We start from the raw sequence: 22,072 nt of genomic DNA, 5'->3' as shown, positions 1-22,072 counted from the left end.
AGGCGATCCGGCCGTGGTTACGGCACGCGCACGATCGCATTCTCGCCTCCGAACCCATCGTCCGTCCGCTCCGCACCCTCGGGCACCACGACCTGTACCTCCCCGCCGCGGTGAACCTCCAGTCGATACTCGTATCGGCCCGGCGGGAGTGGGAGGGTGAGGCCGAACCCACGCGCGTCGCGCTCGAGGGGGACAGGCTCCCACCCCGTCATCGTGCCGCACACGTACACGGCGTCGGCGGCGCCGTCGTACCGCAGGACGGCGCCCTCCGCGTCCGCCGCCGCGGCCGGCGCGCGCGGCGCGGTCGCGCAGCCGAGCGACACCGCGAGGAGCGCGGCCCGGGCACGGCGGAGGAGCGGTGCGACGCCGTTCACCACGAGAGCGCCCTCGCCCGGCCCCTCACGCCGGCGTAGACGAGGTACCGGGAGGCGGCGCCGGCGACGCCGGCGTCGCTCCGCGTCCACGACCACGCGACCACCGCCTCCACCGGGCCGACCGGGTGCGCGACGTCCACCGCGAAGCGCGAGAGCGTCTCCCGGACGCCGGTGTCGAACGACACGCGGTCGAGCTGTCCGCGGACGGCGAGATCGAGCGCGGGCTCCTCCAGCGCGGTCGCGGTGAGCGCGACCTCGCCGCCGGTCGACACGCGGGCGAAGTCCGGCCGGGCGCTCGCGACGCGATCGTGTCGCGCTCCCGCGAGCAGGACGAGGCGCCGCAGCACCGGCCACTCGACGGCGGCATCGAGCCCGAGCCCGCGCTCCGCGACGTCCTCGCCCGCCTCGGACGTCCGGTAGGACGCCGCTGCGGCGGCGCGGAGCGCCACCGGGCCGGAGCGGAGGCGCAGCGCCGACGCGAGCGCCACGGCGCCGGTCGACGTCACGGGCGGCGCGGCGGCGAGATCCGAGAACGGGACGGGGCGCGAGAACTCCGCGCGGTCGCCGCTGAGCGCGAGCGAGAGCTCCGCGCGCTTCCCGATCAGCCGGGCCTCCGCGCCTGCCCGCGCGGCCAGCGAGCCGAAGTCCGCGCCGTTGAAGCGGAGCAGGGAGAGGTCGCCGGCGATCGCCACCTTCAGCCGCGGCGAGAAGGAGAGGTCGAGGCGCGCGCCCGGACCGAGCTCGATCATCGGGCCGCCTCCCAGGCCCGCCCCGACGAACGGATCGCTCGCCCAGCCTCCGCCCGCGACGGCGGTCAGCACGACGCGCCCGTGCTCAGCCGCGCCGGCGGCGATGGCGAGCGCGAGCAGCAGCGGCGACACTCAGGTGTCCAGGATCGCGTTCTGGCCGCCGAAGCCGTCGTCCGCGCGGGCGGCGGCGGCCGGATCGGTCACCCACGCGCCGTCCACGACGAACATGTACTCGTACCGCCGGCCGCGCTCGACGGGGATCTCGACGTGCCATCGGCCGTCGCGGTCGCGGGCGAGCGGCGTCGCCTCCGGGCGCCAGCCGTTGAAGTCGCCCGCGACGCGGACGTCGCGCGCCGCGGGGGCGACGAGCGCGAGGCTGGCGCGGTTCTGCGGGGGAGCGGCGGTCGCGGGCGGGCCCGCCGGGGCGCGGCCCGGGTAGCGGGCGACGGCGACGGCGAGGAACGCGGCGGCCGCGGCCGCGGTGAGGGAGCCGGCGAGCGGGACCCCGACGAGCCGCTCGAGCAGGCCGCGCCGGGGCGGGCGCGCCGCGCGGACCCGCGCCATGGCGCGCGAGGCGAAGTCGGCCGGCGGGAGGGGGCGGGGGAGCGCGCCCGCGGCCCGCGCGAGGCCGAGGAGGGCGCGCGCCTCGCGGCGTGCGGCGGGCGGCAGCGCGGAGAGGGCGCGCTCCGCGCGGGCGGGATCGGGCCGCGCGTCGAGCAGTTCGCGGAGCTCGCGGTCGGTCACGACGTCACCTCCGTGTCGAGGAGCTCGCCGAGCGCCGCGCGCAGCATCCCGCGCGCGCGGTGCACCCGGACCTTGAGCGCGTTCACCCGGACGCCGGTGATCGCCTCGATCTCCTCGTAGGGCATGTTCTCGACGTGGAAGAGCGTGAACGCCTCGCGGTACTTCGGCGGCAGCGCGGCGATGGCCGCGGCGAGCGCGGAGATCGCCTGGCGCGCGGCTGCGTCGCGCTCGGGGTGGAGCCCGGTCACGAGCTCGTCGCCGGTGAGGTCGCTCGGGCGCTCGGCGCGCGCGCCCGCCTTGAGCCAGTCGCGGCACCCGTTCACGGCGATCCGGAACAGCCAGTGCCGGAACCGGCAGTCTCCGCGGAACGATCCCAGGCTGGTGTACGCGCGCGCCAGGGCGTCCTGCGCGAGCTCCTCGCCGAGCCGGGCGTCGTTGACCATGCGCGAGCACACCGACACGAGGCCGCGGGCGTGGCGCTGGACCACACCCGCGAACGCCTGCGCGTCGCCATCGAGCGTCCGGGCGACCGCGTCGAGGTCTGCGGCCTCGGCCAGGTCGACCGGCGCGTCGCCTGCGGCGAGCGCGGTCCCGTCGGCGGCGGCGAGCGCGAGCCTGGGATCCGGCGGTGCGATGGCGAGACTCCTCCCGGAGGAAGCGTACCGCGGTTCGGCGCCTCTTGGGAGGTACTGCGCTCCTCGCCGCAGGGATGCGGGGTCGGCCGCACCCTCCCCGCGAGGCGGTGCCGGGTCGGGGACGCGTCAGCGCGCCGCGACGGCCCAGACGACGTGCCACGTCGCCGGTACGCCGCGCGGTCCGGCGTGGCCGTCCTCGTAGCGCCGGAGCATCTCGAGGGTCGCGCCCCGCCCGCCGAGGCCGCGCGCGCCGGGCACCGCGTTGGTCGCCCCGATGGCCTTGAGCGAGCGGAGGACGGCGCGCGCGTCCGGGTGGTGCTCCACGAGGTCCTCCTCGACGACGCTCCGGGTGGCGAGCCCCGCCGCGGCGAGCGCGCGCTCCACGTCGTCCCGCGAGAAGAAGCGGTGCGTGCGCGCGGCGCCGGCGCCGGCCGCGGCCCAGGCGTCCCGCAGCTCGCGGAGCGTCCGCGCCCCGAACAGCGCGATCGCGAGCACGCCGCCAGGCGCGAGCACGCGGCGCGCCTCGGCGAACGCGGGCTCGAGCCGCGGCAACCACTGGAACGTGGAGGTCGAGACGACGAGGTCGAAGGCGCCGCTCCGGAAGGGGAGCGCCTCGGCGTCCGCTGCAGCCACGGTCGCGGACGGGACGCGCGCGCGGGCGGCGGCCGCCATGCCCGGCGCGAGGTCCACCGCCGCCGGCGCGAGGCGCGGCCGCGCCGCGGCGAGCCGGGCGAGGAGGGCGCCCGTGCCCGCGCCGACGTCGAGCGCGCGGCGCGCTTCCGGGGCCGCCTCGCCGAGGAGCGCCAGCATCCGGTCCTGGATCTCGCGCTGCACCGCCGCGCGGCCGTCGTACGCCCGAGCCGACCGCGAGAAGCTCCGCCGGACGCGGCGCTTGTCGACCGGGTTCATGCCTCACCCGCGAGGAACGGCCGGAGCGCGCCGGCCACCGCCGCCGGCCGGGACAGGAACGGCGCGTGACCCGCTCCGGGGAAGACGACGAGCCGCGCGCCGGGGATCGCGTCGGCGAGGGCCCGCCCGGCGCCGGCGGGGCAGATGGGATCCGCGCCGCCGTGGACGACGAGCGTCGGGACGTCCACCGCCCGGAGCGCGCCGCGGAGGTCGACGGAGACGAGGAGGTCGAGCCCCGCCTGCGCGGCGGCGGGCGCGGGCGGCGGGAGCGCGTCGCGGAGGGCGGCGACACGCGCGCGCGCGCCGTCGTCGAGCTCGCCCGGCGCGAACATGCCGTCGAAGAAGCGCGGCAGCGCGCGGGTGGGATCCCGGCGGACGCGGTGCGCGAGCACCTCCACGTGCTGCGCGGGCAGGCCGTGCGGCCAGCCTTCCCCGGCGGTGAAGCGCGGCGTCGTGGAGAGCAGGGCGAGCCGCGCGACGCGGCGGCGGACGCGCGGCATCGCCGCGAGCGCGACCTGGCCGCCCATGGACCAGCCGGCGAGCGCGACGTCCCGGAGCGCGAGCGCGTCGAGCAGCGCGGCGAGGTCGCCGGCGAGATCCTCGAGGCCGAACCCGCCCGGCGAGGAAGCCCCGTGGCCGCGCAGGTCCGGGACGATCACCCGCCGGCCGTCCTCGAGCGCCCGGCCGAGGTCGGTGAGCACCGCGGAGGACATCGCCCACCCGTGCACGAGCACGAGCGGGGGTCCGGAGCCCCAGTCGAGATACGCGACGCGCGCGCCGCTGGCGGTCTCGAGGGAAGGCATGGGGCGAGGGGCGCAGGATAGCAGGGGAAAAGGTGTCGTCAACCGTTGGCAGAAGACTCGGTTGACGAGCGCAGAACCGCACGCCATCGGGAACGCGAAAGCCGGGCACGGTGACGGGCTCGGCCACGGAGACCGATGGCCGTTGGGTGGGCGAGTCCTACATCCCCGCCCTTCTCCGCGCCACCGCGTCGAGCGCCGCCGGATCGAGCCCCTGCTGTCCCATCGCGAGCGAGAGCTCCTCGGCCGTCCTCCGGCTGCCCTCGCCCCAGGCCCCGACGAGCCAGGTCCCGGCCGCCGGGGATCGCCACCAGGCCTTCCCTCCGGCGCGCGCCGTCAGGAACTGCTCCGCCTGCGCGGCGAGCAGCTCCGCGCGGAGCCCCTCCGCGCTGCGCAGCAGCGGATCGGGATCCGCGGGCGGGAACGGGTCCGCATCGGCGGGGCACCCGCGCGCGCGGGCGAGGAGCTTCGCCTCCTGCTCCGTCGCGCCGGCCGTCCCGCGCGCCCGCGCGATCGCCGCGAGGAGCCGGGCCGCCCCCTCACGGGCGCGGAGCAGCCGCCGCGCGGCGGCGGCGCGGGCCTCTGCCCTCGCGTGCTCGGCGTCGAGGCCGCGCTCCACGAGCCAGTCGGGCTCGCCGCCCACCTCCTCGAAGAGGATCCCCCACGTGTCCGGGATGGCCGCGGGGCCGAGCCGGCGGAGCTCGGACGGGCCCGGGCGGACGTGCGCGTAGTACTCGGCGACGCCCATCTCGTGCAGCACCGCGCGGAGCGCGTCGAGGCCGGCGAGCGGTGCGGTCGAGAGCCGGACGTCCGCCGGCGGATCGATCGGGAGCGCGATGGCGCGCGGGATCTTCCCGGCGCGCGCGGCCGGATCGAGGTGGAGGTTCCGCTGCGAGGCGAGGTCCACGCCGAGGCCGCCGAGGAGCGCCGCGGCCGCGTCGAGCTGCCGGTCGCCCGGGAACGCCGCGGGCGGCGCCAGGGTGCGCACGAGGCGCGGGAGATCGCGGGCGCGCACGTCGTCGCGCGCGAGCCCGTCGCGCTTCGCGAGCTCGGCGAGCAGCGCGCTCCAGGTCGCGTCGGTCCGCGCCAGCACCGCCTCCGCGAGGGCGGCGAGGGCCGCCGGCACCTCGCCGCGGACCTCGGCCGCGAGGTCGAGGATGGAGGGGTACCCGATTGCGCGCGCCGCGTCCTCGAGCCGCGACGCGCGCCGGGCGGCGACCGCCGTGAGCGGGCGTGCGCCCGCGGCCGCGGCTTCGGCGAGCGCGCGGCGACGGTCGGGATCGTGCTCGCCCGCGAGGAGCACCGCCGCCTCGCGCACGGGCACGGCGCGCCCGTCCCATTCGAACGTCGCGGCCGCGCGGGGCGGCCCCGCGCGGCCCGCCGGCTCCGCGGCGTCGCGGGCGAGGCGCTCGCCGAGGAGCCACGCGCGGAGGTGGGCCAGCGCGCGCCGCTCGTCGCCGCTCGCGCCCTCCGCGGCGGCCGCCACGCCTGCAAGCGTCGCGTCGGACAGGAGCGCCTCGTGCCCCTTCCACGCCGCGCCCGGATCCGCGACCTCGCCGCGCGTGAACCAGCGCCAGTACGCCTCGGCCTGGCTCCGGAGCACCGCGTCGGCGCCCGCGCGGACGCTCTTCAGGTCGATCCGCGCCGCGCGCCGCGCCGGAGGCGTCGCCGGCGCGGCACCGGACGGCTTCGCCGGCCCGGGAGCGGGCGTCGCATCCGGCGCGGGGGCCGGCGTCGCCGTCGCTGGTGGGGCGGCCGGCGGCGGATCGGCGGCCTGGGGCACGGCGGGGTCGGCCGGAGCGTCGGGGTCCGTGGGTGCGAAGCCCGGAGCGGGGTCCTCCGCGGGCGGCGTCGACGCGTTCGGGGCCGGGTCGGGGAGGGCGCCGCGGTGGGCGCAGGCGCCGCCTAGGACGAGGGCGAGGACGAGCGAGAGCGAGAGCGAGAGCGGGAGCGGGAGGCGAAGCTTCACCGCACGAGTCTAGCGCGGCGCCCGCCGCGAGGCGCTAGAGTCCCCCGCGATGGACTTCGAGAAGCGCAGGGCGAACGCGCGGGCGCGCGCCCGGCTCGCCGCCGAGGTGAGGCGGGCGCTCGGTGCACGCGGGTACGAGGAGGTCGAGACGCCCTGCCTCGTGCCCGCGCCGGGCATGGAGCCCCACATCCAGGCGTTCGAGGCGCCGTTCGTGCCGGAGCGCGGCGGTGCGCCCTCGCCGCTCTACCTCCACTCGAGCCCGGAGTACGCGATGAAGCGGCTCCTCGCCGAAGGCTTCTCGCGCGTGTTCCAGCTCGCGCGGGTCTTCCGCAACGGCGAGGTCTCGCGGACGCACAATCCCGAGTTCACGATGCTCGAGCTGTACCGGACGGGCGTCGGGTACCGCGGGGTCATGGAGGACGTGGAGGCGCTCGTCGAGGGCTGCGCGCGGACGCTCCTCGGCGGCGCGACCCGCGCGCTGCGCGACGGCCGCGAGGTCGAGCTCGCCGCGCCGTTCGAGACGCTCACGGTCCAGGACGCCTTCCTCCGGCACGCCCGCGTCGATCTCGCCGCCTGCTCCGGCGATGCCGGCCGGCTCGCCGCCGCGGCGCGCGCCGCCGGTCACGACCCCGGTCCGCCGGGCGAGGGCTTCGACGACGTGTTCTTCCGCGTGATGCTGGACGCCGTCGAGCCGCGCCTCGGGACCTCGCGGCCGACCTGGCTCGTGGACTGGCCGGCGTCCATGGCGTCGCTCTCGAAGGTGAAGCGCGAGGACCCGCGCTGGGCGGAGCGGTTCGAGCTGTACGCCGGCGGGCTGGAGCTCGCGAACGGCTTCACCGAGCTGAACGACGCGGTGGAGCAGCGCGCGCGCCTCGTCGAGGAGCAGGAGCTGCGGCGGCGGCTGGGGCGGCCGGTGTACCCGCTCGACGAGGCCTTCCTCGAGGCGGTGGGCCGGATGCCGGACGCCGGCGGCGTCGCCATCGGGTTCGACCGGCTGCTGATGCTGCTCGTGGGGGCGGAGTCGATCGAGGAGGTGCTGCTGTTCCCCGCGAGCGGGTTCCCGGGGATCGGCGGATAGCGGTCGGCTACCGGATCTTCACCGCGAGCGACATGCCCTCCGCCGTCGGCAGCATCGTCGCCCGGAACCGCCCGCCTCTCGCGAGCCGGTCGCTGAACCTCCGGAGCGCCGCCATCGCGCCCGGGTCCTCCCCCTCCGGCTCGTCCTCGTGGACGTGGCCGAAGCCGAACGTGTTGTCCGCCAGGAGCACGCCGCCCACGCGCAGGTGCTGCTCCGCCCACGCGAGGTAGCCGGGGTACCCGGCCTTGTCCGCGTCCACGAACACGAGATCGAACGGTCCGTCCGGCTCGATCCCGCGGAGGCGCTCCGCCGCCGGACCGACGTGCACGCGCACCTGATCCGCGAGGCCCGCGTGCTCGAACGAGCGCCGGGCGAGATCCGCCCGGCCCGGGTCGAGCTCGAAGGTGTGCAGGAATCCGCCGGATCCCATGCCACGGAGCAGGCAGACGCCGCTGTACCCTCCGAGCGTGCCGATCTCGACCGCCTTCCGCGCGCCGGACACGCGCGCGATCACCTCGAGGTGCAGCGCGTCCATCTTCCCGACCTGGATCGGCGGGAGCCCCGCGGCGACGCTGCGCTCCCGGATCTGCCGGAGGACGTCGTCCTCCGGCCGGTAGACGGCCTCGGTCCACGCGGCGAGGGCGGGGTCGCCCTGGCCGAACCCCTTGACCGGCGGAGAGCCCATGGCCGGCATGGTGGCTCCCGGAGGGACGACGTGCAGCGGCCGTTCGGGGCGGGTGTCGGCTGGCCGGGCGGCAGTGACGCGCCGCCGCGCCGTCAGTGGACCGGCGTCGGCGTGCGCGCCTCGCCCGCCGCGATCGCCGGCTGCTGCTGCGGCAGGTCCACCGAGAACGAGGCGCCGGCGCCGGGCGCGCTCTCGACGCGGACCGTCCCGCCGTGCGCCTCGACGATGCGCTTCACGATGTACAGCCCGAGGCCGAGCCCGCCGTAGTTCCGGGAGGAGACGGCCCGCTCGAAGCGCTCGAAGATGTGGCGCTGGTCGGCCGGGTCGATGCCGATCCCGCGGTCCTTCACCTCGAGGAAGGCCCGGCCGCCCGCGGCGCCGTACGTCACCTCGACCGGCTTCCCCGCGCCGTACTTCACCGCGTTCGAGAGGAGGTTCGTCGCGACCTGCGAGATCCGGAGCCGGTCCCAGCGCCCGACCGCCGGGCCGCCGTGCACCACGACCTCGCACCCGGCCTGCGCCGCCTCGTCCTCGACCTGCGCCACCGCCTCCTGGACCGCCTGCGCGAGGTCCACGTCCTCGAGCTCCAGCTCGAGCTTGCCCATGTGGATGCGGGACACGTCGAGGAGCGCCGACACGAGCTTCTCGAGGCGCTGACCCTGCCGCTCCGCCGTGGCGAGCACGCGCTCGACGTAGGCGGGCGGGAGCGTCTCGAGCGCCTCGCGCGAGGACACCCGGCGCATGTTCTCGAGCGCGAGCCGCAGCGCGGTGAGCGGGGTCCGGAGCTCGTGGGAGGCGATGGAGAGGAACTCGTCCCGTGCGGCGACGGCCGCCTGCGCGTCGCCGTAGAGCCGGGCGTTCTCGATGGCCTGAGCGGCGCGGTGGGCGAGGTCCTCGAGGAGGGTCTCGTCCTCCGCGGTGTACGGCGCCCCGCCGGCGTCGCGCATGAGCGTGATGTGGCCGAACACCTGGCGCCGCTGCTTGAGCGGCGCGATGAGCAGGCTGGTCACGCCCTCGAGGTAGGGCAGGTACTCCGGCTTCATCTCGTTGCGGATCGTCTCCCGCGAGAGCGCCGGGATGCGGAGCGTCTGGCCGCGCTCGAGGACGCGGGCGGTGATCCCCTCGGTCGTGCGCTGGGGGGCGGCCACCAGCATCCGCCGGCGGAGCGCCGCGCGCTCGGGGGAAGGGTGATAGATGGCGACCGGGACGAGCCAGGCGCCGTCCGGGGAGATGATCCGGATGAGCGCGCCGTCGCCGATGAGCTCCGACAGCCGGCGGGCGACCGTGTCGAGGGTCGTCTTGTAGTCGAGCCCGGAGGCGAAGACGCGCGAGGACTCGGCGAGCGCCTCGAGCCGCTTCGCCTGCCGCCGGAGGGCCCGCTCCGCGTCGGTGCGCTCGGTGATGTCGATCCCCGTGCCGACCACGAACGCGACCTCGCCGGACTCGTCGAGCAGGACCGTGTTCGACCAGGCGACGAGCCGCGGGGGCCCGCCGCGCGCGCGGAGGTGGTTCTCGTGCGAGCTCGGGAAGTCCTTCGCGAGCAGGCGATCGAACACGGCGCGGACGCCGTCCTGCTCGTCCTCGGGCAGGAGGTCCCAGAGGAACGCGCCGCGGGCCTCGTCGGCGGGGACGCCGGTGACGCGCACGCACGCCGAGTTCCAGCGGACGATCCGCGCGTCGCGGTCGAGCACCACCACGAGGGCCCCGGAGTGCTCCACCACCGCCTCCGCGAGCGCGCCCTCCTCGGCGACGAGGTGCAGGCCCTCGCGGAGGATCGCGGCGTCGGGCGCGGCGCCGCTGGCCTCCGCGCGATCGAGGAGCTCCCGGAGGCGCGCCATCGTGTGGCTCGGGTGTCGAGGCTCGCTCAGGCGGTTCCTCCTAGTACTCGAACCCGCTGCCGCCGATGAACTCGCGGATGAGCGAGGTGGGCGGCACGTGGTCCGGGTAGATCGACACGAACCGATCCACGAGGTAGCGCAGCCGGTGTGCCGTGGGGTACGCCGGATGGGTCGGAGGTACCTCGAGGAGGTAACGCTCCGCGTAAACCTTCAGGACGGCGGGCTCGTAGATGAGCGCCGAGTCGAACACCGCGTCCGCCTCGGTCTGGTAGGGGAAGATGTGCTCGCGCTCGCCCGTCTGGACCGACGGCCAGCGGACGATGTTGTCCGCGGCGGAGTAGCCGCGGTGGTGGCGGTCGCGGATGATCCGCCGGAGCAGCCGGAGGTCGGTGGCGGAGACGCGCGTGAGGCGGTCGAACGGCAGGGTCGTCGCCGGGTGGATGAAGATCCGGTACAGCTCGCCCTCGCGCGGGATGGGGCCGAGCAGCCGCGGGTTGAGGCCGTGGATCCCCTCCAGCATGAGGACGTCGCCGGGCCGCAGCCGGATCGTGGGGCCGCCCTCCGGATCGCTCCGGCCGGTGAGGAAGTCGTAGCGGGCGGTCCGGACCGTCTCGCCCGCGAGCAGCCGGCGGACGTGATCCTGGAGGAGGGGGAGGTCGAGCGCCTCGAGCGCCTCGAAGTCCCACTCGCCCCGCGCGTCGCGCGGCGTCTTCTCCCGATCCACGTAGTAGTCGTCGAGCGAGATGCCCACGGGGTTCACGCCGTCGATCTGCAGCTGGACGGTGAGCCGCCTGATGAAGGTGGTCTTCCCCGACGAGGACGGGCCGGCGATGGAGATGATGCGGATCCGCCCGCGCCGGGCCGCCACCTCGTCCGCGATCCGGCCGATGCGCTTCTCGTGGAACCCCTCGGCGACGCGGATGAGCTGGGTCACCTGGCCGGAGATGCAGAGGTCGTTGAACGCGCCGACGCTCGACACGCCCATCGCCGCGAGCCACGTCTGGTGCTCGGAGACCATGTGGCCGTCGCGCGACGGGGCCGGCGGCGCCGTGCGGCGGCTCCCGTGCCCGTTCCTCGGATCGCGGTCGCCGACCACGAGCGCGAGCCCCTCCGGGTCGGCGGAGAGGCGGAACCCCCGGAGCGCCCCCGTCGACGGGAGCAGCGGCCCCTGCGAGAGCGCGTACACCTCCCCGCACGAGACGAGCCGGACCGTCGCCTGCCGGCGGACCCGGAGGAGCTTCGCGGCGTCGTCCCAGCCGCGCTCCGTGAACCACCGCTCCGCCTCGTCGGTGGCCCAGTACTCGAGCCGGAACGGCGCGTCCCCCTCGGCGAGCCGCTGCATCGCCGCCTCGAGGCGCGCCGCCAGCCCGGCGTGGTCCTCCGCGGCCGGCACGGTCACGACCTGGTGCGTGCCGCGCGACGGGCCCATCCGGACCGGGATCCCCGGCGCGACCTGATGTGCGGCCTCGAGGAGCAGGAGCCCGAGGGAGTGGACGTAGATCTGCCGCCCCTCCCAGTGCGAGAGCGTGAGCGGCGCGACGGTCGTCTCGGTGAAGACCGGCGTCGCGAGCGACACCGGCTTCTGCCCGAGGAGTCCCGCGACGACCGGATCGCCCTCGAGGGTCGAGGGGAGCAGGTCGAGGAGCCGCGTCCCGGTCCGGATCCGGCGCTCCTCGCCGAGCACGTGGACGGTGATCTCCTGCGCGCGCGGCAGGGAGCGGCCGCGGAGGAGCAGGCCCATCTCGTCGGTCACCTGCCCCAGCTCCTCCGAGAGCGCGGCGGCGATCCCGAGCGCGAGCTTCGTCGCGAGCGCGGGTGCCTCTCGCTCGACGGCGGTCCACGCCGCCGCCGAGAGGCGGGCGACGGAGAGCGGGCCGTCGGAGGTGACCGTCTCGCCGCGGTGGCTGCTGCCGAGCACCGCCAGCTCGCCGAAGTGATCGCCGGGGCGGAGCGTGCGGAGCGCGAGCCCCTCGCGTCGGCACGTGGCGCTGCCGTCGAGGACGAGGCACAGGTGCTTGCCCGCGTCGGCGTCGCCGTGCACGCGCGTGCGGCCGGGGAAGGTCACGCGCTCCGCCCACCCGAGCAGCCGGAGCCGCTCGGTGGCGTCGAGTCGCGCGAGCAGCGGGCTCCGGTCGAGCGCGGAGAGCGCGGCTGCGCCGAGATCCTGTGGCCGGACGGCCATCGTGCGGCTCCTTCCCGCGGTGCGGGCTCGATCCTACTGCGGTCCGACCCGCCGCGGGAGACCGGGAACCCCCGGCGGCGGGGTGCGTCAGACCACGCGGAGCACGAAGCACTTCAGGTACCGCGTCTCCGGGACGCCCAGGAGGACCGGATGGTCGCGCCCGGCGCCCCGCCGCTCCAGGACCTGCACCCTCCGTCCGGCGTCGTTCGCCGCGTCGAGGACGAGCCCCTCGAGCGCGTCCTCCGCCAGGTGGTAGCTGCACGAGGCGGTGACGAGGATCCCTCCCGGCTTCAGGACCTGGATCGCGCGGAGGTTGATCTCCTTGTAGCCGCGGCGCGCCGCGGGCAGCGCGTCCTTGTTCTTGGCGAACGCGGGCGGATCGAGCACCACGAGGTCGAAGGCGGGCTCCTCGTCGGCGCGGTCGCGGAGGTAGTCGAACGCGTTCGACTCCACCACCTCCAGGTTCTCCGCCCGGTTCAGGACCGCGTTCTCGCGGAGGAGCGCCACCGCCGGCGCCTGCATCTCGACCGCCGTCACCCGCTCGGCGCGGCGCGCGAGCTGGAGGGCGAAGCCTCCCGCGTAGCTGAAGCAGTCGAGGCAGCGTCCGGTCGCATACTCGCCCGCGCGGAGGTGGTTCTCCCGCTGGTCGAGGAACGCCCCGGTCTTCTGCCCGCCGAGCACGTCGAGCTTCATCCGGACGGCACCCTCCCGGTACTCCAGGGGGCCGGGCTCGGGCCCCCGCAGCACGCCCTTCACCTGCGCGAGGCCCTCGAGCTCGCGGACGCGCACGTCGTTCCGTTCCACGACGGTCCGGAGCGACAGCGCGTTCGCGAGCAGGTCCGCGAGCAGCGCCTTCCGGCGGTCCGTCGCCGGAACGAGCGTCTGGATGACCGCGACGTCGGCGTACCGGTCGACGACCAACCCCGGCAGGAGATCGGCCTCCCCGTGCACGAGCCGGACGAACGGCTCGTCGCCGAACGCGCGCTCGCGGAGCGCGATGGCGTCGGACAGGCGTCCCGCGAGGAAGCCCTCGTCGACGGGCACCTCGTCGCGCGTGACGACGCGGAGCGCGATCTTCGAGCGGGCGGACCAGAACGCCTTCCCGAGGAAGCGGCCGCGGCCGTCCACGAGGGCGACGACGTCGCCGGCCTCGACGCCGGCGGGCACGTCCTCGACGTCGGTCCGGTAGATCCAGAGGTGGCCGTTCTGGAGCCGGTCGGCGCCACGGCGGGTCACCTTCACCTTGCGCTCGTTCATGGGTGGGCGACGTGTACCTGAGAGGAGCGGCGAGCGCTACTCGGGCGGTGGCGGGGCGCAAGCTCCGACGTCGCGTACGCCGCCTACAGCTCCACCTGCTCCCGGAAGACGGGGTGCCCTTCCTCTTCCCGGAGCCGGCACGCCGCCATGTTCGGATCGTGCCCGAACGCGATGATCCCGTCGTCCTCGAGCGCCTCCGCGAGCACCACCTTCTTCTCCTCGAGCGTGGTGACCGGCTGGAGGTCGAACGCCATGATCCACGACGGCTCGAGGTGCGCGCGGGTCGGGACGAGATCGCCGCAGAAGGTGAGGTGGGTCTGGTCTCCGTGGAACCGCGGCAGCTGCTGCGCCACGGTGTGTCCCTCGGACACGACGAGCTCCACGTCCGGCAGGATCTCGGCCTCGCCCTCGACGAGGTGGAGCCGGTCCGAGCGGCCGAGGACGTCGAAGTCCTCGGGCAGGAAGCTCGGGCCGTCCCGGTCGGAGGGACCGTGCGCCCACGCCCAGTGCCGCCGCTGCACGTGGTGCGTCGCGCGCGGGAACGCGAGCGCGGCGTGCCCGGCCGCGTCGCGGCGGGTGACGCCGCCGGCGTGGTGCAGGTGCAGGTGCGTGAGCACCACGTCCGTCACGTGCTCGCGGCGGAGGCCGTGGCGCGCGAGGGCGGCGTCGAGCCCGCCCGCGCTCCGGTCGAGCGCGTGCCGCTCGGCGCGCGCCGGCTCCCACTTGTCGCCCGGCCCAACGTCCACCAGCACGACGCGGCGCGCGTCGCGGTCGACGGCGAGCAGGCAGCGGGCGAGGAGCGCGACCCGGTTCCGGGCGTCGGGTTCGCTCGCCCGCTCCCACTCCGGGCGTGGCACGACCCCGAACACCGCGCCGCCGTCGAGGGCGAAGCGGGCGTCGACGAGGCTCGAGAGCTCCCACCGGCCGATCCGCACGGGTCGAACGTAGAACGCCCGGCGTGACAAGGCCACATCCTTGCATCCCCCTGCGCTGGCAGGCCCCGCCTGCGCGGCGGCCCGGGCGGGCGCAGCTTTCTGCGGGAGGAGCCGCCGCCATGTCCTACCGCGTCCACTGGATCGCGCTGATCGCCGTCATCGCCGCGTCGTTCGTCATCCTCGGCGCCATGGGGCCGCGCATCCGCTCGTCGGCCCCACCGATCCCCGACCGCGTCGTGACCGGCGACGGGCGCGTGGTCACGGACGGCAGCGCGATCCATCGCGGCCAGAACGTCTGGCAGTCGCTCGGTGGGCAGGAGGTCGGGACGGTGTGGGGGCACGGTGCGTACGTGGCGCCCGACTGGTCCGCGGACTGGCTCCACCGCGAGGGCGCGTTCATGCTCGACCGCTGGGCGCGCGCCGACGGCGCGAAGGGGTACGCCGCGCTGTCCGCGGAGCGCCAGGCGGCGCTCCGCGAGCGCCTCCGGGAGGACCTGCACCGGAACACGTGGGATCCGGACCGCCGGGAGGTGCGGGTGGACGCGGAGCGCGCCGCCGCGTTCGATGCGAACGCCGCGCACTACGCCGCGGTGTTCCGCGATGGCGTCGACGCGTATGCGATCCCGCCGGGGGCGCTCGTGGACCCGGCCCAGGCGCGCGACCTCGCGGCATTCTTCTGGTGGACGAGCTGGGCGGCGGTGACGGATCGCCCCGGCGAGCAGGTCACGTACACCCAGAACTGGCCGCACGATCCGCTCGTCGGGAACCGCCCGACGGGCGCCGCAGTCGTCTGGAGCGTCGTGTCGTTCGTGCTGCTCCTCGCCGGGATCGGCGCGCTCGTCTGGTATCACGGCAGCCGGCAGGAGCCGGAGACCGTCGCCCACGAGCTGCCCGCGCGCGACCCGCTGTTCGGGTTCCACCCGACGCCCAGCCAGCGCGCGACCGTGAAGTACTTCTGGACCGCGGCCGCGCTCCTCGTGGTCCAGATCGCCCTCGGCGCGGTCACGGCGCACTACGGGGTCGAGGGCGCCGGGTTCTACGGCTTCCCGCTCGCGAAGGTGCTCCCCTACGCGGTCGCGCGGACGTGGCACACGCAGCTCGGGATCTTCTGGATCGCGACGACGTGGCTCGCGACGGGCCTCTACGTCGGTCCGGCCGTGTCCGGCGCGGAGCCGCGCCTCCAGAAGCTCGGCGTCGACCTGCTCTTCCTCGCGCTCCTCGTCATCGTGGTCGGGTCGCTCGCGGGCGAGTGGCTCTCCGTCGAGCGCCGGCTCTCCCCCGCCGCGTCGTGGTGGTTCGGCCACCAGGGGTACGAGTACGTGGACCTCGGCCGGTTCTGGCAGATCTTCCTGTTCGTCGGCCTCTTCCTCTGGCTCGGGCTCATGCTGCGCGCGCTCTGGCCCGCCCTCCGGACGCCGTCGACCTCGCGACCGCTCCTCGGGCTGTTCGTGCTCGCGAGCGTCGCCATCGCGCTCTTCTACGGCGCGGGGCTCATGTACGGGCGGCAGTCGAACCTCGCGGTGGTCGAGTACTGGCGCTGGTGGGTCGTGCACCTCTGGGTCGAGGGGTTCTTCGAGGTGTTCGCGACCGTCGTGATCGCCTTCCTGTTCGTCCGCCTCGGCCTGCTGCACGTCGAGAAGGCGACCCGGGCGACCTTCTTCTCCACGACCGTGTTCCTCGCCGGCGGCATCGTCGGGACCTTCCACCACAACTACTTCGCCGGGACGCCCGCCGCGGTCATGGCGCTCGGCGCCACGTTCAGCGCGCTCGAGGTCGTGCCGCTCACGCTCGTGGGGCTCGAAGTCTGGCAGAACATCCGGTTCGCGCGCGCCGACACCTGGGTGCGCGCGTACCGCTGGCCGATCAACTTCTTCGTCTCGGTCGCGTTCTGGAACCTCGTCGGCGCCGGCCTCTTCGGCTTCTTCATCAACCCGCCCATCGCGCTCTACTTCATGCAGGGGCTCAACACGACCCCGGTGCACGGGCACACCGCCCTCTTCGGCGTCTACGGCATGCTCGGCATCGGGCTCATGCTGTTCTGCCTCCGCGCCCTCCGGCCCGGGGCGGCGTGGAGGGAGCGCCCCATCGCCGTGGCGTTCTGGCTCATCAACTGCGGGCTCGCGCTGATGGTGCTCCTGTCGCTCCTCCCGGTCGGGATCCTGCAGACCTGGGCGTCCGTCGAGACCGGCACGTGGTGGGCGCGCTCGGCCGAGTTCCTGAAGACGCCGCTCATGGACACCCTGCGCTGGCTCCGCGTCCCCGGCGACACGCTGTTCGCCGCCGGGGCGCTCGTCCTCGGGTGGTTCGTGCTCGGGCTCGCGACCGGGTGGTCGCTCGAGCGACGGAGCCACGTGGACGAGGGGTCGACGGAGGTCACGCCCGGCGTGGACGTGGAGGCGGAGGGACGGGCGTAGCGGCGAGCGTCATCGGCCCGTCGCTCGTCCGGCTCGCCCGGTCCGGTGGCGGCAGCTCGACCCGCGCGGTGGTCCCGGCGCCGGGCGCGCTCTCGATGCGGAGACTGCCCCCGAGCGCCTCGACGACGCCCTTCACGAGCGCCAGCCCGAGCCCGACCCCGCCGCCGGCCCGCGGCGTGCCGAGCTGCTCGAACGGGCGGAGCGCGCGACCCTGCTCGTCCACGGTCATCCCGCCGCCGGTGTCGCGCACCTCGACCCAGTGCCCTCCGGGCCCGTGGCCCAGCGCCACGAGCACCGCGCCGCGCTCGGTGTACTTCACGCCGTTCATCACGAGGTTCGTGAGGACGAGGCGGAGCAGCCTCGGGTCCGACTCGACCGGCGGCGCCGCCGGTCCGGGCGCGATCGAGAGCGCGAGGAGCTTCTGCTGCGCCTGCGGGAGCACGTCCTCCACGACGTCGGCGGCGATCGCGGCGAGGTCCACGGCCTCCCGCGACACGACCAGCCGGCCGCTCTCGACGCGCGTGTACTCGAGGAGCGACTCGACGAGGGCGAGGAGCCGGGTGGTCGCGCGGGCGAGGCGCTCCACGGTCGCGGCCTGCCGCTCGTCGAGCGGGCCCGCGCGGAGCCCGGCGACGCCGAGCTTCAGCGACGTGAGCGGGGTCCGGAGCTCGTGCGAGACGAGGCCGAGGAACCTGCTCTTCACCTCGCTCGCGCGCTCCGCCTGCTCGCGGGCGACGCGCGCCGCGTCCGCCGTGATCTCGAGCTCGCGCTTGCGCCGCGCCAGCTCCGAGACCAGCACGTCGAGGTCGCCGGTGCGGCCGTCCAGCTCGCGCGCGAGGACGTCGCGGGAGCGCTTCGCCGCGACGAGGTTCCTCACGCGCGCCCGCAGCTCCTCCGCCCGGTAGGGCTTCACGACGTAGTCCTGCGCGCCCGCCTCGAGGAGCCGCACCCGGGCCTCGTCGTCCGCGCGCGCGGTGAGGACGAGCGCCGGCGTGTGGACGAGCGCGGGGCGGCGCCGCAGCTCCGCGAGGAGCGCGTCGCCGGGCACGCCGGGCATCATGAGGTCCGTGACCACGGCGTCGGGCCGGAGCGCCTCGGCCTTCTGGAGCGCCTCGCCTCCCTCGGACGCCGTGACGATCCGGAACTCCGGCGCGAGCGCGGCCGCGACGCCGCGCAGCGCGTCCGGGTGGTCCTCGACGACGAGCACCGCGGGCGCGTCCGGGGGGCCGGACGGCGCGGGGGGGTCGTTCGCGCCGCGCGCCGCGCGGAGCTCGTCGGCGAGCTCCGGGCCGGTGCGCGACGCGGGAGCGGCGCCGGCCGGCGCGGCGGCGTCCGGGGGGGCGCCGCCCGGCGCGAGCGGCAGCGACACCACGAGCCGCGCGCCGTGCGCGGGGGCGTCCTCGACGTGGATCCGCCCGCCGTGCAGCTCGACGAACTCCCGCGCGATGGCGAGGCCGAGGCCGGCGCCGCCCGTCGGGCTGGGCCGCCCGGGGTCCTGGCGGAACCGCTCGAAGACCGCCTCGCGCAGCTCGGGCGCGATGCCCGGCCCGTCGTCCTCCACCGTGACGATGGCGTCCCTGCCCTCGATCGCGAGGCCCGCGCGGACCCGGCCCCCGTCGGGCGCGAACTTGAACGCGTTCGCGAGGAGGTTCGCGAGCACGCGGTCGATCTTCTCGGCGTCGATCGCGAGCGTGAGCGTGGCGGGCGCCTCGACCTCGAGGGCGACCCGCCGCTCGCGGGCGAGCGCCTCGAACTGCGTCGCGACGTCCCGGACCAGCGCCGCGAGATCCGCGGGCTGGCGCCGGACCGGGAGCCGGCCCTCCTCGAGGCGCGCCACGTCGAGCAGGTCGTTCACGTGGCGGAGCAGCCGCCGGGCGTTCCGGCGAACGACCGTGAGCTCGGCGCGCGCTGTCTCGCCGAGCTCCCCCGCGAGCAGCTTCTCGACCGGTCCCAGCACGAGGGCGAGCGGGGTCCGGAGCTCGTGGCTCGCGTTCGCGAAGAACCGGGTCTTCGCGTCGTCGAGATCCTTCACGCGCGCGTACAGCGCCTCGAGCTCGCGGTTCTTCACCTCGAGCTCGACGCGCCGCTCCTCCGAGAGCTGCGCGCTCCGCGACACGGCGACGACCGCCGGCCGGAGCCGGACTAGGTACGCGCCCGTCGCCACCGACGCGATCGCCGTCACCGCCTTCACCGCGCCCGAGATCCAGTACTGCGCGTCCCAGAGGGTCCAGATCTCCATGTAGTGGGTGAGGCCGCAGGCGCCGATGAAGATGCCGAACGCGAGGATCATCGGCGAGAACGGGAGGCGGATCCGGCGGACGAGCCCCCAGAGCGTCATCGCGATGACGACGTAGGCCGTCCCGATGAGCGCGTCGCTCGTGACGTGCAGGGCGACGAGCGGCGGCTTCCAGAGATAGCAGTGCCCGTGGGGCATGAAGTCGGACGTCGAGAAGTAGTCCCGGAGCGCTGCGAGCATGGATCGACCCCCGCCGACGTGCGGCCGATGCGAACGTGCTGCGGAGAGCCGGTCGGGTCTTCGACCCGGATCGGTATGGCGCCGGGGGAGAGCCGGGCGGCTCGGTCACCGGTGGGACCTCGCAGCAGCCCGCGTGCCGGAACCCGTGCCCGTGAACGCACTTCGGGTTCGGGTCCTGGCGCGCCGCGCTAGAGTGCTCGCGTGGATTCGATCCTCCGCGTGCTCCTCCTCCGCACCGCGCTCCCCGTCGCTGCCATCGCGGTCGCGTTCGCCGTCGCGCACGTGCGCGGCGCGGACGTGCGCACGCTCTTCGCGCTGCGGCCGCCGTCCGCCCGCGCGGCGCTCGGCTGGCTCCTGTTCTGGGCGGCGTGGGTCGCCGCCGTGGAGGTGGCGGCGCGCGCGCTCGGCGTCGCCGCGCCGGCGCCCTGGGTGGGTCGCGGCGCGGCGCTCCTCGCCGCCATCGCCGTGGGGATGGTGCTCGCGGCGCCCGCTCTGGAGGAGCTCGTGTTCCGGGGGGCGCTCGTCTCGCGCCTGCAACCCCGGCTCGGGACCGCCGCGACCGTGCTCGCGACGGCGGCCCTGTTCTCGGCGGTGCACGTCCAGTACGGGCTCCCGGAGCTCGGGCTGCTGTTCCTGGACGGCGTCGTGCTGGCGCTGGCGCGGGTGCGGACCGGGTCGGTGCTCCTGCCGTTCGCGATGCACGCGGCGGGGAACCTCGTCGCGTTCGTGCAGAGGGCGGCAGGCTAGCCGGAGGGCCTCGAACCGCGGGGCGCGTGTCCTACTTCGCCCGCCCGTACTGATTCGGCCACGGCACGTCGTGCCCGAGGGCCTTCGCGGCGCGCAGCGCGAAGTACGGATCGCGCAGCAGCTCCCGCGCGAGCAGGACGAGATCCGCCTGGCCGGTGCGGATCACGTGATCCGCCTGCTCCGGCGAGAGGATCATTCCCACCGCGCCGGTGGCGATCCCGGCCTCGCGCCGGATGCGCTCGGCGAAGCCGGTCTGGTAGCCCGGGCCGACCGGCATCCGTGCGGTCGCGACGAGCCCCCCGGAGGAGACGTCGACGAGATCGACGCCGAGCGGGTGGAGCGTGCGCGCGAGCTCCACCGACTCCTCGATCGTCCAGCCGCCCTCGACCCAGTCCGTCGCGCTGATCCGGACCAGGACCGGCAGCGACTCGGGCCACTCGGCGCGGACCGCGGAGACCACCTCGCGCACCAGGCGCATCCGATTCTCGAGGCCGCCGCCGTACGCGTCGCTCCGCTGGTTCGAGAGGGGCGACAGGAACTGGTGCAGCAGGTAGCCGTGCGCCGCGTGCACCTCCACGACGCGGAACCCGGCGGCGCGCGCCCGGCGGGTCGCGGCGGCGAACGCGTCGACGACGCCCCGGATCCCGGCGTCGTCGAGCGCCGTCGGCGGCGGCAAGCCGTCGAAGGCGACCGCGCTCGGCGCGACGGTCGTCCACGCTCCCTCACGCGGCGCGAGCGGCCCGCCGCCTTCCCACGGCGCGTGCACCGACGCCTTGCGGCCGGCGTGCGCGAGCTGGACCCCCGCCGCCGCGCCCTGCGCCTCGACGAACCGCACGATCCGCGCGAGCGGCTCGATCTGCCCGTCCTCCCAGAGCCCCAGGTCTGCGGCCGAGATCCGGCCCCGCGGCTCGACCGCCGTCGCCTCGGCCAGGACGAGCGCCGCGCCGCCGACCGCGCGCGCCCCGAGGTGCACGAGGTGCCAGTCGTTCGCGCGGCCCTCGGTCGCGGAGTACTGGCACATCGGGGAGACCGCGATCCGGTTCCGGAGCGCGACGGAGCGGAGCGGCAGCGGAGAGAACAGGTTCATGGTGCGCGCATGGAAGCGCCGCGCCGGACCGGGCGCAAGGGTGAAGAGCAGGGCGCCACGGAGCCCCGCACGGGATGGCACCCGCCTGGAGGTCGGAGTGCCGCGCCCGGGGCGCGTCCTACCCGCCGTCGCTCGTCGGGTCCCGCCGCGCGGCGTCCGCCTCGGCCGCCCCGCTCCCGACGGGCCGCTCGTCCGGGCCGAGGATCCGCGCCGACGGGTTCGCGCCGGCCTCGTCCGGCGCGATGATCCGCGGGGCGGACTCCTCCTCCTCGTCCGGCGGCCGCATGGAGCCGAGCTCGCCCTCGCGCACGCTCGCGCCCGGCTCGGGCGCGTCGAACTCGCTCGCCGGCGTCACGTCGTCCGTCCCCGGCGCGAGGAACCCGCCGTCCTCGCCGACGTCCGCCGCCGCGTCGTAACCACCACCGCGCGGGCCGCCGCCGTCGCCGCGCCCGCGGCCCATGTGCGGACCGCTGCGGTCGGCGCGGTCGCGGTACGTCGGCTCGGGGTGGCCGGACGCGACGCCGGGCTCGAGCTCGGACGGGCTCTTCGCCTCGCGCACCTCCGGCTGACGCCGGGCGCCGCCCCGCTGCCGCCCGGACCCTCCGCCGCCGTGCTGCCGCTCGTGCCCCTCGGCGCCCTCGATCTGCTCACGGAGCCGGTCCGCCGCGCTCCGCGCGACGTCGCGGGTGCGCTGGACGCCCCGGTGCAGCGAGTCGGAGCGGGACGCGAGCCGCGCCAGGACGGAGATGCCGGCGATCCCCGCCGGGATCCGCAGGAGCCCGCCGCCGAAGATGGCGCGCGCGAGGAGCACGCCGCCCGCGGCTCCCTGCAGCGCCTGGTCGTTCGTCACGCCGCGGCGGGCGAGCGCCTCCCGGCCCTGCGCCGCGGTCTCGCGCACCTCGTCGGCCGCGCCCCGGGCGCGCTCGGTCGCCTCCTGTACGCCGCGCTCCACCTTCCCTCGGGTGTCGCGGAGCGTGCGCCCCGCCCGCTCGCCGAGGTCGCGGGCGGTCGCCTCGACGCGACCCGGAGCCCCCCGGAGCGCCTGCGAGGCGCGAGCCCGTCGCTCCCCGCCGCGGCGGGGATCGAGGAAGTAGAAGAGCGCGGCGCCGGCCGCGATGCCGCCCGCGGACACCGCGACGATGGCGCGGGCCCGTGACCTCCGCTCGCGACGAAGTCGGAAAGAAGCCATGTGT

17 protein-coding genes and 3 pseudogenes are annotated in these 22,072 nt (G+C 75.9%); 3 read left to right on the top strand and 17 right to left on the bottom strand.

The window, feature by feature from the left end; translation table 11 throughout:
* Positions 1 to 17 precede the first annotated feature (17 nt).
* The 7 genes from AMOR_RS08280 to AMOR_RS08250 form a co-directional block, all read right to left on the bottom strand.
* Positions 18 to 374 (bottom strand): glycogen-binding domain-containing protein, encoded by a 357-nt coding sequence (locus tag AMOR_RS08280; protein ID WP_248360336.1) that lies wholly within the window; start codon positions 372 to 374, stop codon positions 18 to 20.
* Positions 371 to 1,255, bottom strand: coding sequence for a hypothetical protein (locus AMOR_RS08275; RefSeq protein WP_248360335.1), 885 nt, complete (start codon positions 1,253 to 1,255; stop codon positions 371 to 373). The genes AMOR_RS08280 and AMOR_RS08275 overlap by 4 nt, the downstream gene beginning before the upstream one ends.
* Entirely contained in the window at positions 1,256 to 1,867 is a 612-nt protein-coding gene (locus tag AMOR_RS08270) for a glycoside hydrolase family 13 (protein ID WP_248360334.1), read from the bottom strand.
* Positions 1,864 to 2,310, bottom strand: coding sequence for an RNA polymerase sigma factor (locus AMOR_RS08265; RefSeq protein WP_248360333.1), 447 nt, complete (start codon positions 2,308 to 2,310; stop codon positions 1,864 to 1,866). Before AMOR_RS08265 ends, AMOR_RS08270 begins: the two co-directional genes overlap by 4 nt.
* Positions 2,311 to 2,628: 318 nt before the next feature.
* Positions 2,629 to 3,411, bottom strand: coding sequence for a methyltransferase domain-containing protein (locus AMOR_RS08260; RefSeq protein ID WP_248360332.1), 783 nt, complete (start codon positions 3,409 to 3,411; stop codon positions 2,629 to 2,631).
* A complete protein-coding gene (locus AMOR_RS08255; RefSeq protein ID WP_248360331.1) occupies positions 3,408 to 4,214 on the bottom strand; it encodes an alpha/beta fold hydrolase in 807 nt (268 codons plus the stop codon). The genes AMOR_RS08260 and AMOR_RS08255 overlap by 4 nt, the downstream gene beginning before the upstream one ends.
* A gap of 157 nt (positions 4,215 to 4,371) precedes the next feature.
* Positions 4,372 to 6,180, bottom strand: a complete 1,809-nt coding sequence (locus AMOR_RS08250) for a hypothetical protein (protein ID WP_248360330.1) — start codon at positions 6,178 to 6,180, stop codon at positions 4,372 to 4,374.
* Between the two features lie 49 nt (positions 6,181 to 6,229).
* Between AMOR_RS08250 and epmA the strand changes: the two genes are divergently transcribed.
* Complete coding sequence (gene epmA / locus AMOR_RS08245; RefSeq protein WP_248360329.1) at positions 6,230 to 7,258, top strand: EF-P lysine aminoacylase EpmA; 1,029 nt, start codon at positions 6,230 to 6,232, stop codon at positions 7,256 to 7,258.
* A gap of 7 nt (positions 7,259 to 7,265) precedes the next feature.
* Here the strand turns inward: epmA and AMOR_RS08240 are convergent, their stop codons facing one another.
* The 5 genes from AMOR_RS08240 to AMOR_RS08220 form a co-directional block, all read right to left on the bottom strand.
* Positions 7,266 to 7,943 (bottom strand): O-methyltransferase, encoded by a 678-nt coding sequence (locus AMOR_RS08240; protein ID WP_248360328.1) that lies wholly within the window; start codon positions 7,941 to 7,943, stop codon positions 7,266 to 7,268.
* A 92-nt stretch (positions 7,944 to 8,035) separates the two neighbouring features.
* Entirely contained in the window at positions 8,036 to 9,781 is a 1,746-nt protein-coding gene (locus AMOR_RS08235) for a sensor histidine kinase (RefSeq protein WP_248360327.1), read from the bottom strand.
* Between the two features lie 40 nt (positions 9,782 to 9,821).
* A complete protein-coding gene (locus tag AMOR_RS08230) occupies positions 9,822 to 11,963 on the bottom strand; it encodes a cyclic nucleotide-binding domain-containing protein (protein WP_248360326.1) in 2,142 nt (713 codons plus the stop codon).
* Between the two features lie 87 nt (positions 11,964 to 12,050).
* On the bottom strand, positions 12,051 to 13,220 hold the full coding sequence (locus AMOR_RS08225; RefSeq protein ID WP_248360325.1) for a class I SAM-dependent rRNA methyltransferase: 1,170 nt from the start codon (positions 13,218 to 13,220) through the stop codon (positions 12,051 to 12,053).
* Between the two features lie 83 nt (positions 13,221 to 13,303).
* On the bottom strand, positions 13,304 to 14,155 hold the full coding sequence (locus AMOR_RS08220) for an MBL fold metallo-hydrolase (protein WP_248360324.1): 852 nt from the start codon (positions 14,153 to 14,155) through the stop codon (positions 13,304 to 13,306).
* A 119-nt stretch (positions 14,156 to 14,274) separates the two neighbouring features.
* Here AMOR_RS08220 and AMOR_RS08215 point away from each other — a divergent pair, with 119 nt between their 5' ends.
* Positions 14,275 to 16,569 carry a nitric-oxide reductase large subunit gene (locus AMOR_RS08215; protein WP_248360323.1) on the top strand — a complete coding sequence of 765 codons (2,295 nt, stop codon included), beginning with the start codon at positions 14,275 to 14,277 and terminating at the stop codon, positions 16,567 to 16,569.
* Here AMOR_RS08215 and AMOR_RS29800 read toward each other — a convergent pair.
* From AMOR_RS29800 to AMOR_RS29790, 3 pseudogenes are all read right to left on the bottom strand, one after another.
* Positions 16,529 to 17,716, bottom strand: a pseudogene (locus tag AMOR_RS29800) (ATP-binding response regulator); the annotation flags it as partial. The gene AMOR_RS08215 and the pseudogene AMOR_RS29800 overlap by 41 nt on opposite strands.
* Before the next feature lie 261 nt (positions 17,717 to 17,977).
* Positions 17,978 to 18,190: pseudogene (locus AMOR_RS29920) on the bottom strand (ATP-binding protein); the annotation flags it as partial.
* 255 nt (positions 18,191 to 18,445) lie between these two features.
* Positions 18,446 to 18,907: pseudogene (locus AMOR_RS29790) on the bottom strand (histidine kinase dimerization/phospho-acceptor domain-containing protein); the annotation flags it as partial.
* Between the two features lie 339 nt (positions 18,908 to 19,246).
* On the opposite strand from AMOR_RS29790, the gene AMOR_RS08205 reads away from it, so the two are divergent.
* Entirely contained in the window at positions 19,247 to 19,792 is a 546-nt protein-coding gene (locus AMOR_RS08205; protein ID WP_248360321.1) for a CPBP family intramembrane glutamic endopeptidase, read from the top strand.
* A 31-nt stretch (positions 19,793 to 19,823) separates the two neighbouring features.
* On the opposite strand, the gene AMOR_RS08200 is transcribed toward AMOR_RS08205, so the two are convergent.
* Positions 19,824 to 20,879, bottom strand: a complete 1,056-nt coding sequence (locus tag AMOR_RS08200; RefSeq protein WP_248360320.1) for an NADH:flavin oxidoreductase/NADH oxidase — start codon at positions 20,877 to 20,879, stop codon at positions 19,824 to 19,826.
* Between the two features lie 118 nt (positions 20,880 to 20,997).
* Positions 20,998 to 22,068, bottom strand: a complete 1,071-nt coding sequence (locus AMOR_RS08195) for a hypothetical protein (protein ID WP_248360319.1) — start codon at positions 22,066 to 22,068, stop codon at positions 20,998 to 21,000.
* Positions 22,069 to 22,072: the final 4 nt, after the last annotated feature.

It is taken from the genome of Anaeromyxobacter oryzae (assembly GCF_023169945.1).
Taxonomy (GTDB): domain Bacteria; phylum Myxococcota; class Myxococcia; order Myxococcales; family Anaeromyxobacteraceae; genus Anaeromyxobacter; species Anaeromyxobacter oryzae.
This window is presented reverse-complemented; position numbering and strand designations above follow the sequence as displayed.

Bases quoted from the DNA above. Each gene is read 5' to 3' on its own strand.
- AMOR_RS08265 (WP_248360333.1), bottom strand. From the start codon at position 2,310: ATGGTCAACGACGCCCGGCTCGGCGAGGAGCTCGCGCAGGACGCCCTG.
- AMOR_RS08260 (WP_248360332.1), bottom strand. From the start codon at position 3,411: ATGAACCCGGTCGACAAGCGCCGCGTCCGGCGGAGCTTCTCGCGGTCG.
- AMOR_RS08255 (WP_248360331.1), bottom strand. From the start codon at position 4,214: ATGCCTTCCCTCGAGACCGCCAGCGGCGCGCGCGTCGCGTATCTCGAC.
- epmA (WP_248360329.1), top strand. From the start codon at position 6,230: ATGGACTTCGAGAAGCGCAGGGCGAACGCGCGGGCGCGCGCCCGGCTC.
- AMOR_RS08240 (WP_248360328.1), bottom strand. From the start codon at position 7,943: ATGGGCTCTCCGCCGGTCAAGGGGTTCGGCCAGGGCGACCCCGCCCTC.
- AMOR_RS08235 (WP_248360327.1), bottom strand. From the start codon at position 9,781: ATGGCGCGCCTCCGGGAGCTCCTCGATCGCGCGGAGGCCAGCGGCGCC.
- AMOR_RS08230 (WP_248360326.1), bottom strand. From the start codon at position 11,963: ATGGCCGTCCGGCCACAGGATCTCGGCGCAGCCGCGCTCTCCGCGCTC.
- AMOR_RS08225 (WP_248360325.1), bottom strand. From the start codon at position 13,220: ATGAACGAGCGCAAGGTGAAGGTGACCCGCCGTGGCGCCGACCGGCTC.
- AMOR_RS08215 (WP_248360323.1), top strand. From the start codon at position 14,275: ATGTCCTACCGCGTCCACTGGATCGCGCTGATCGCCGTCATCGCCGCG.
- AMOR_RS08200 (WP_248360320.1), bottom strand. From the start codon at position 20,879: ATGAACCTGTTCTCTCCGCTGCCGCTCCGCTCCGTCGCGCTCCGGAAC.
- AMOR_RS08195 (WP_248360319.1), bottom strand. From the start codon at position 22,068: ATGGCTTCTTTCCGACTTCGTCGCGAGCGGAGGTCACGGGCCCGCGCC.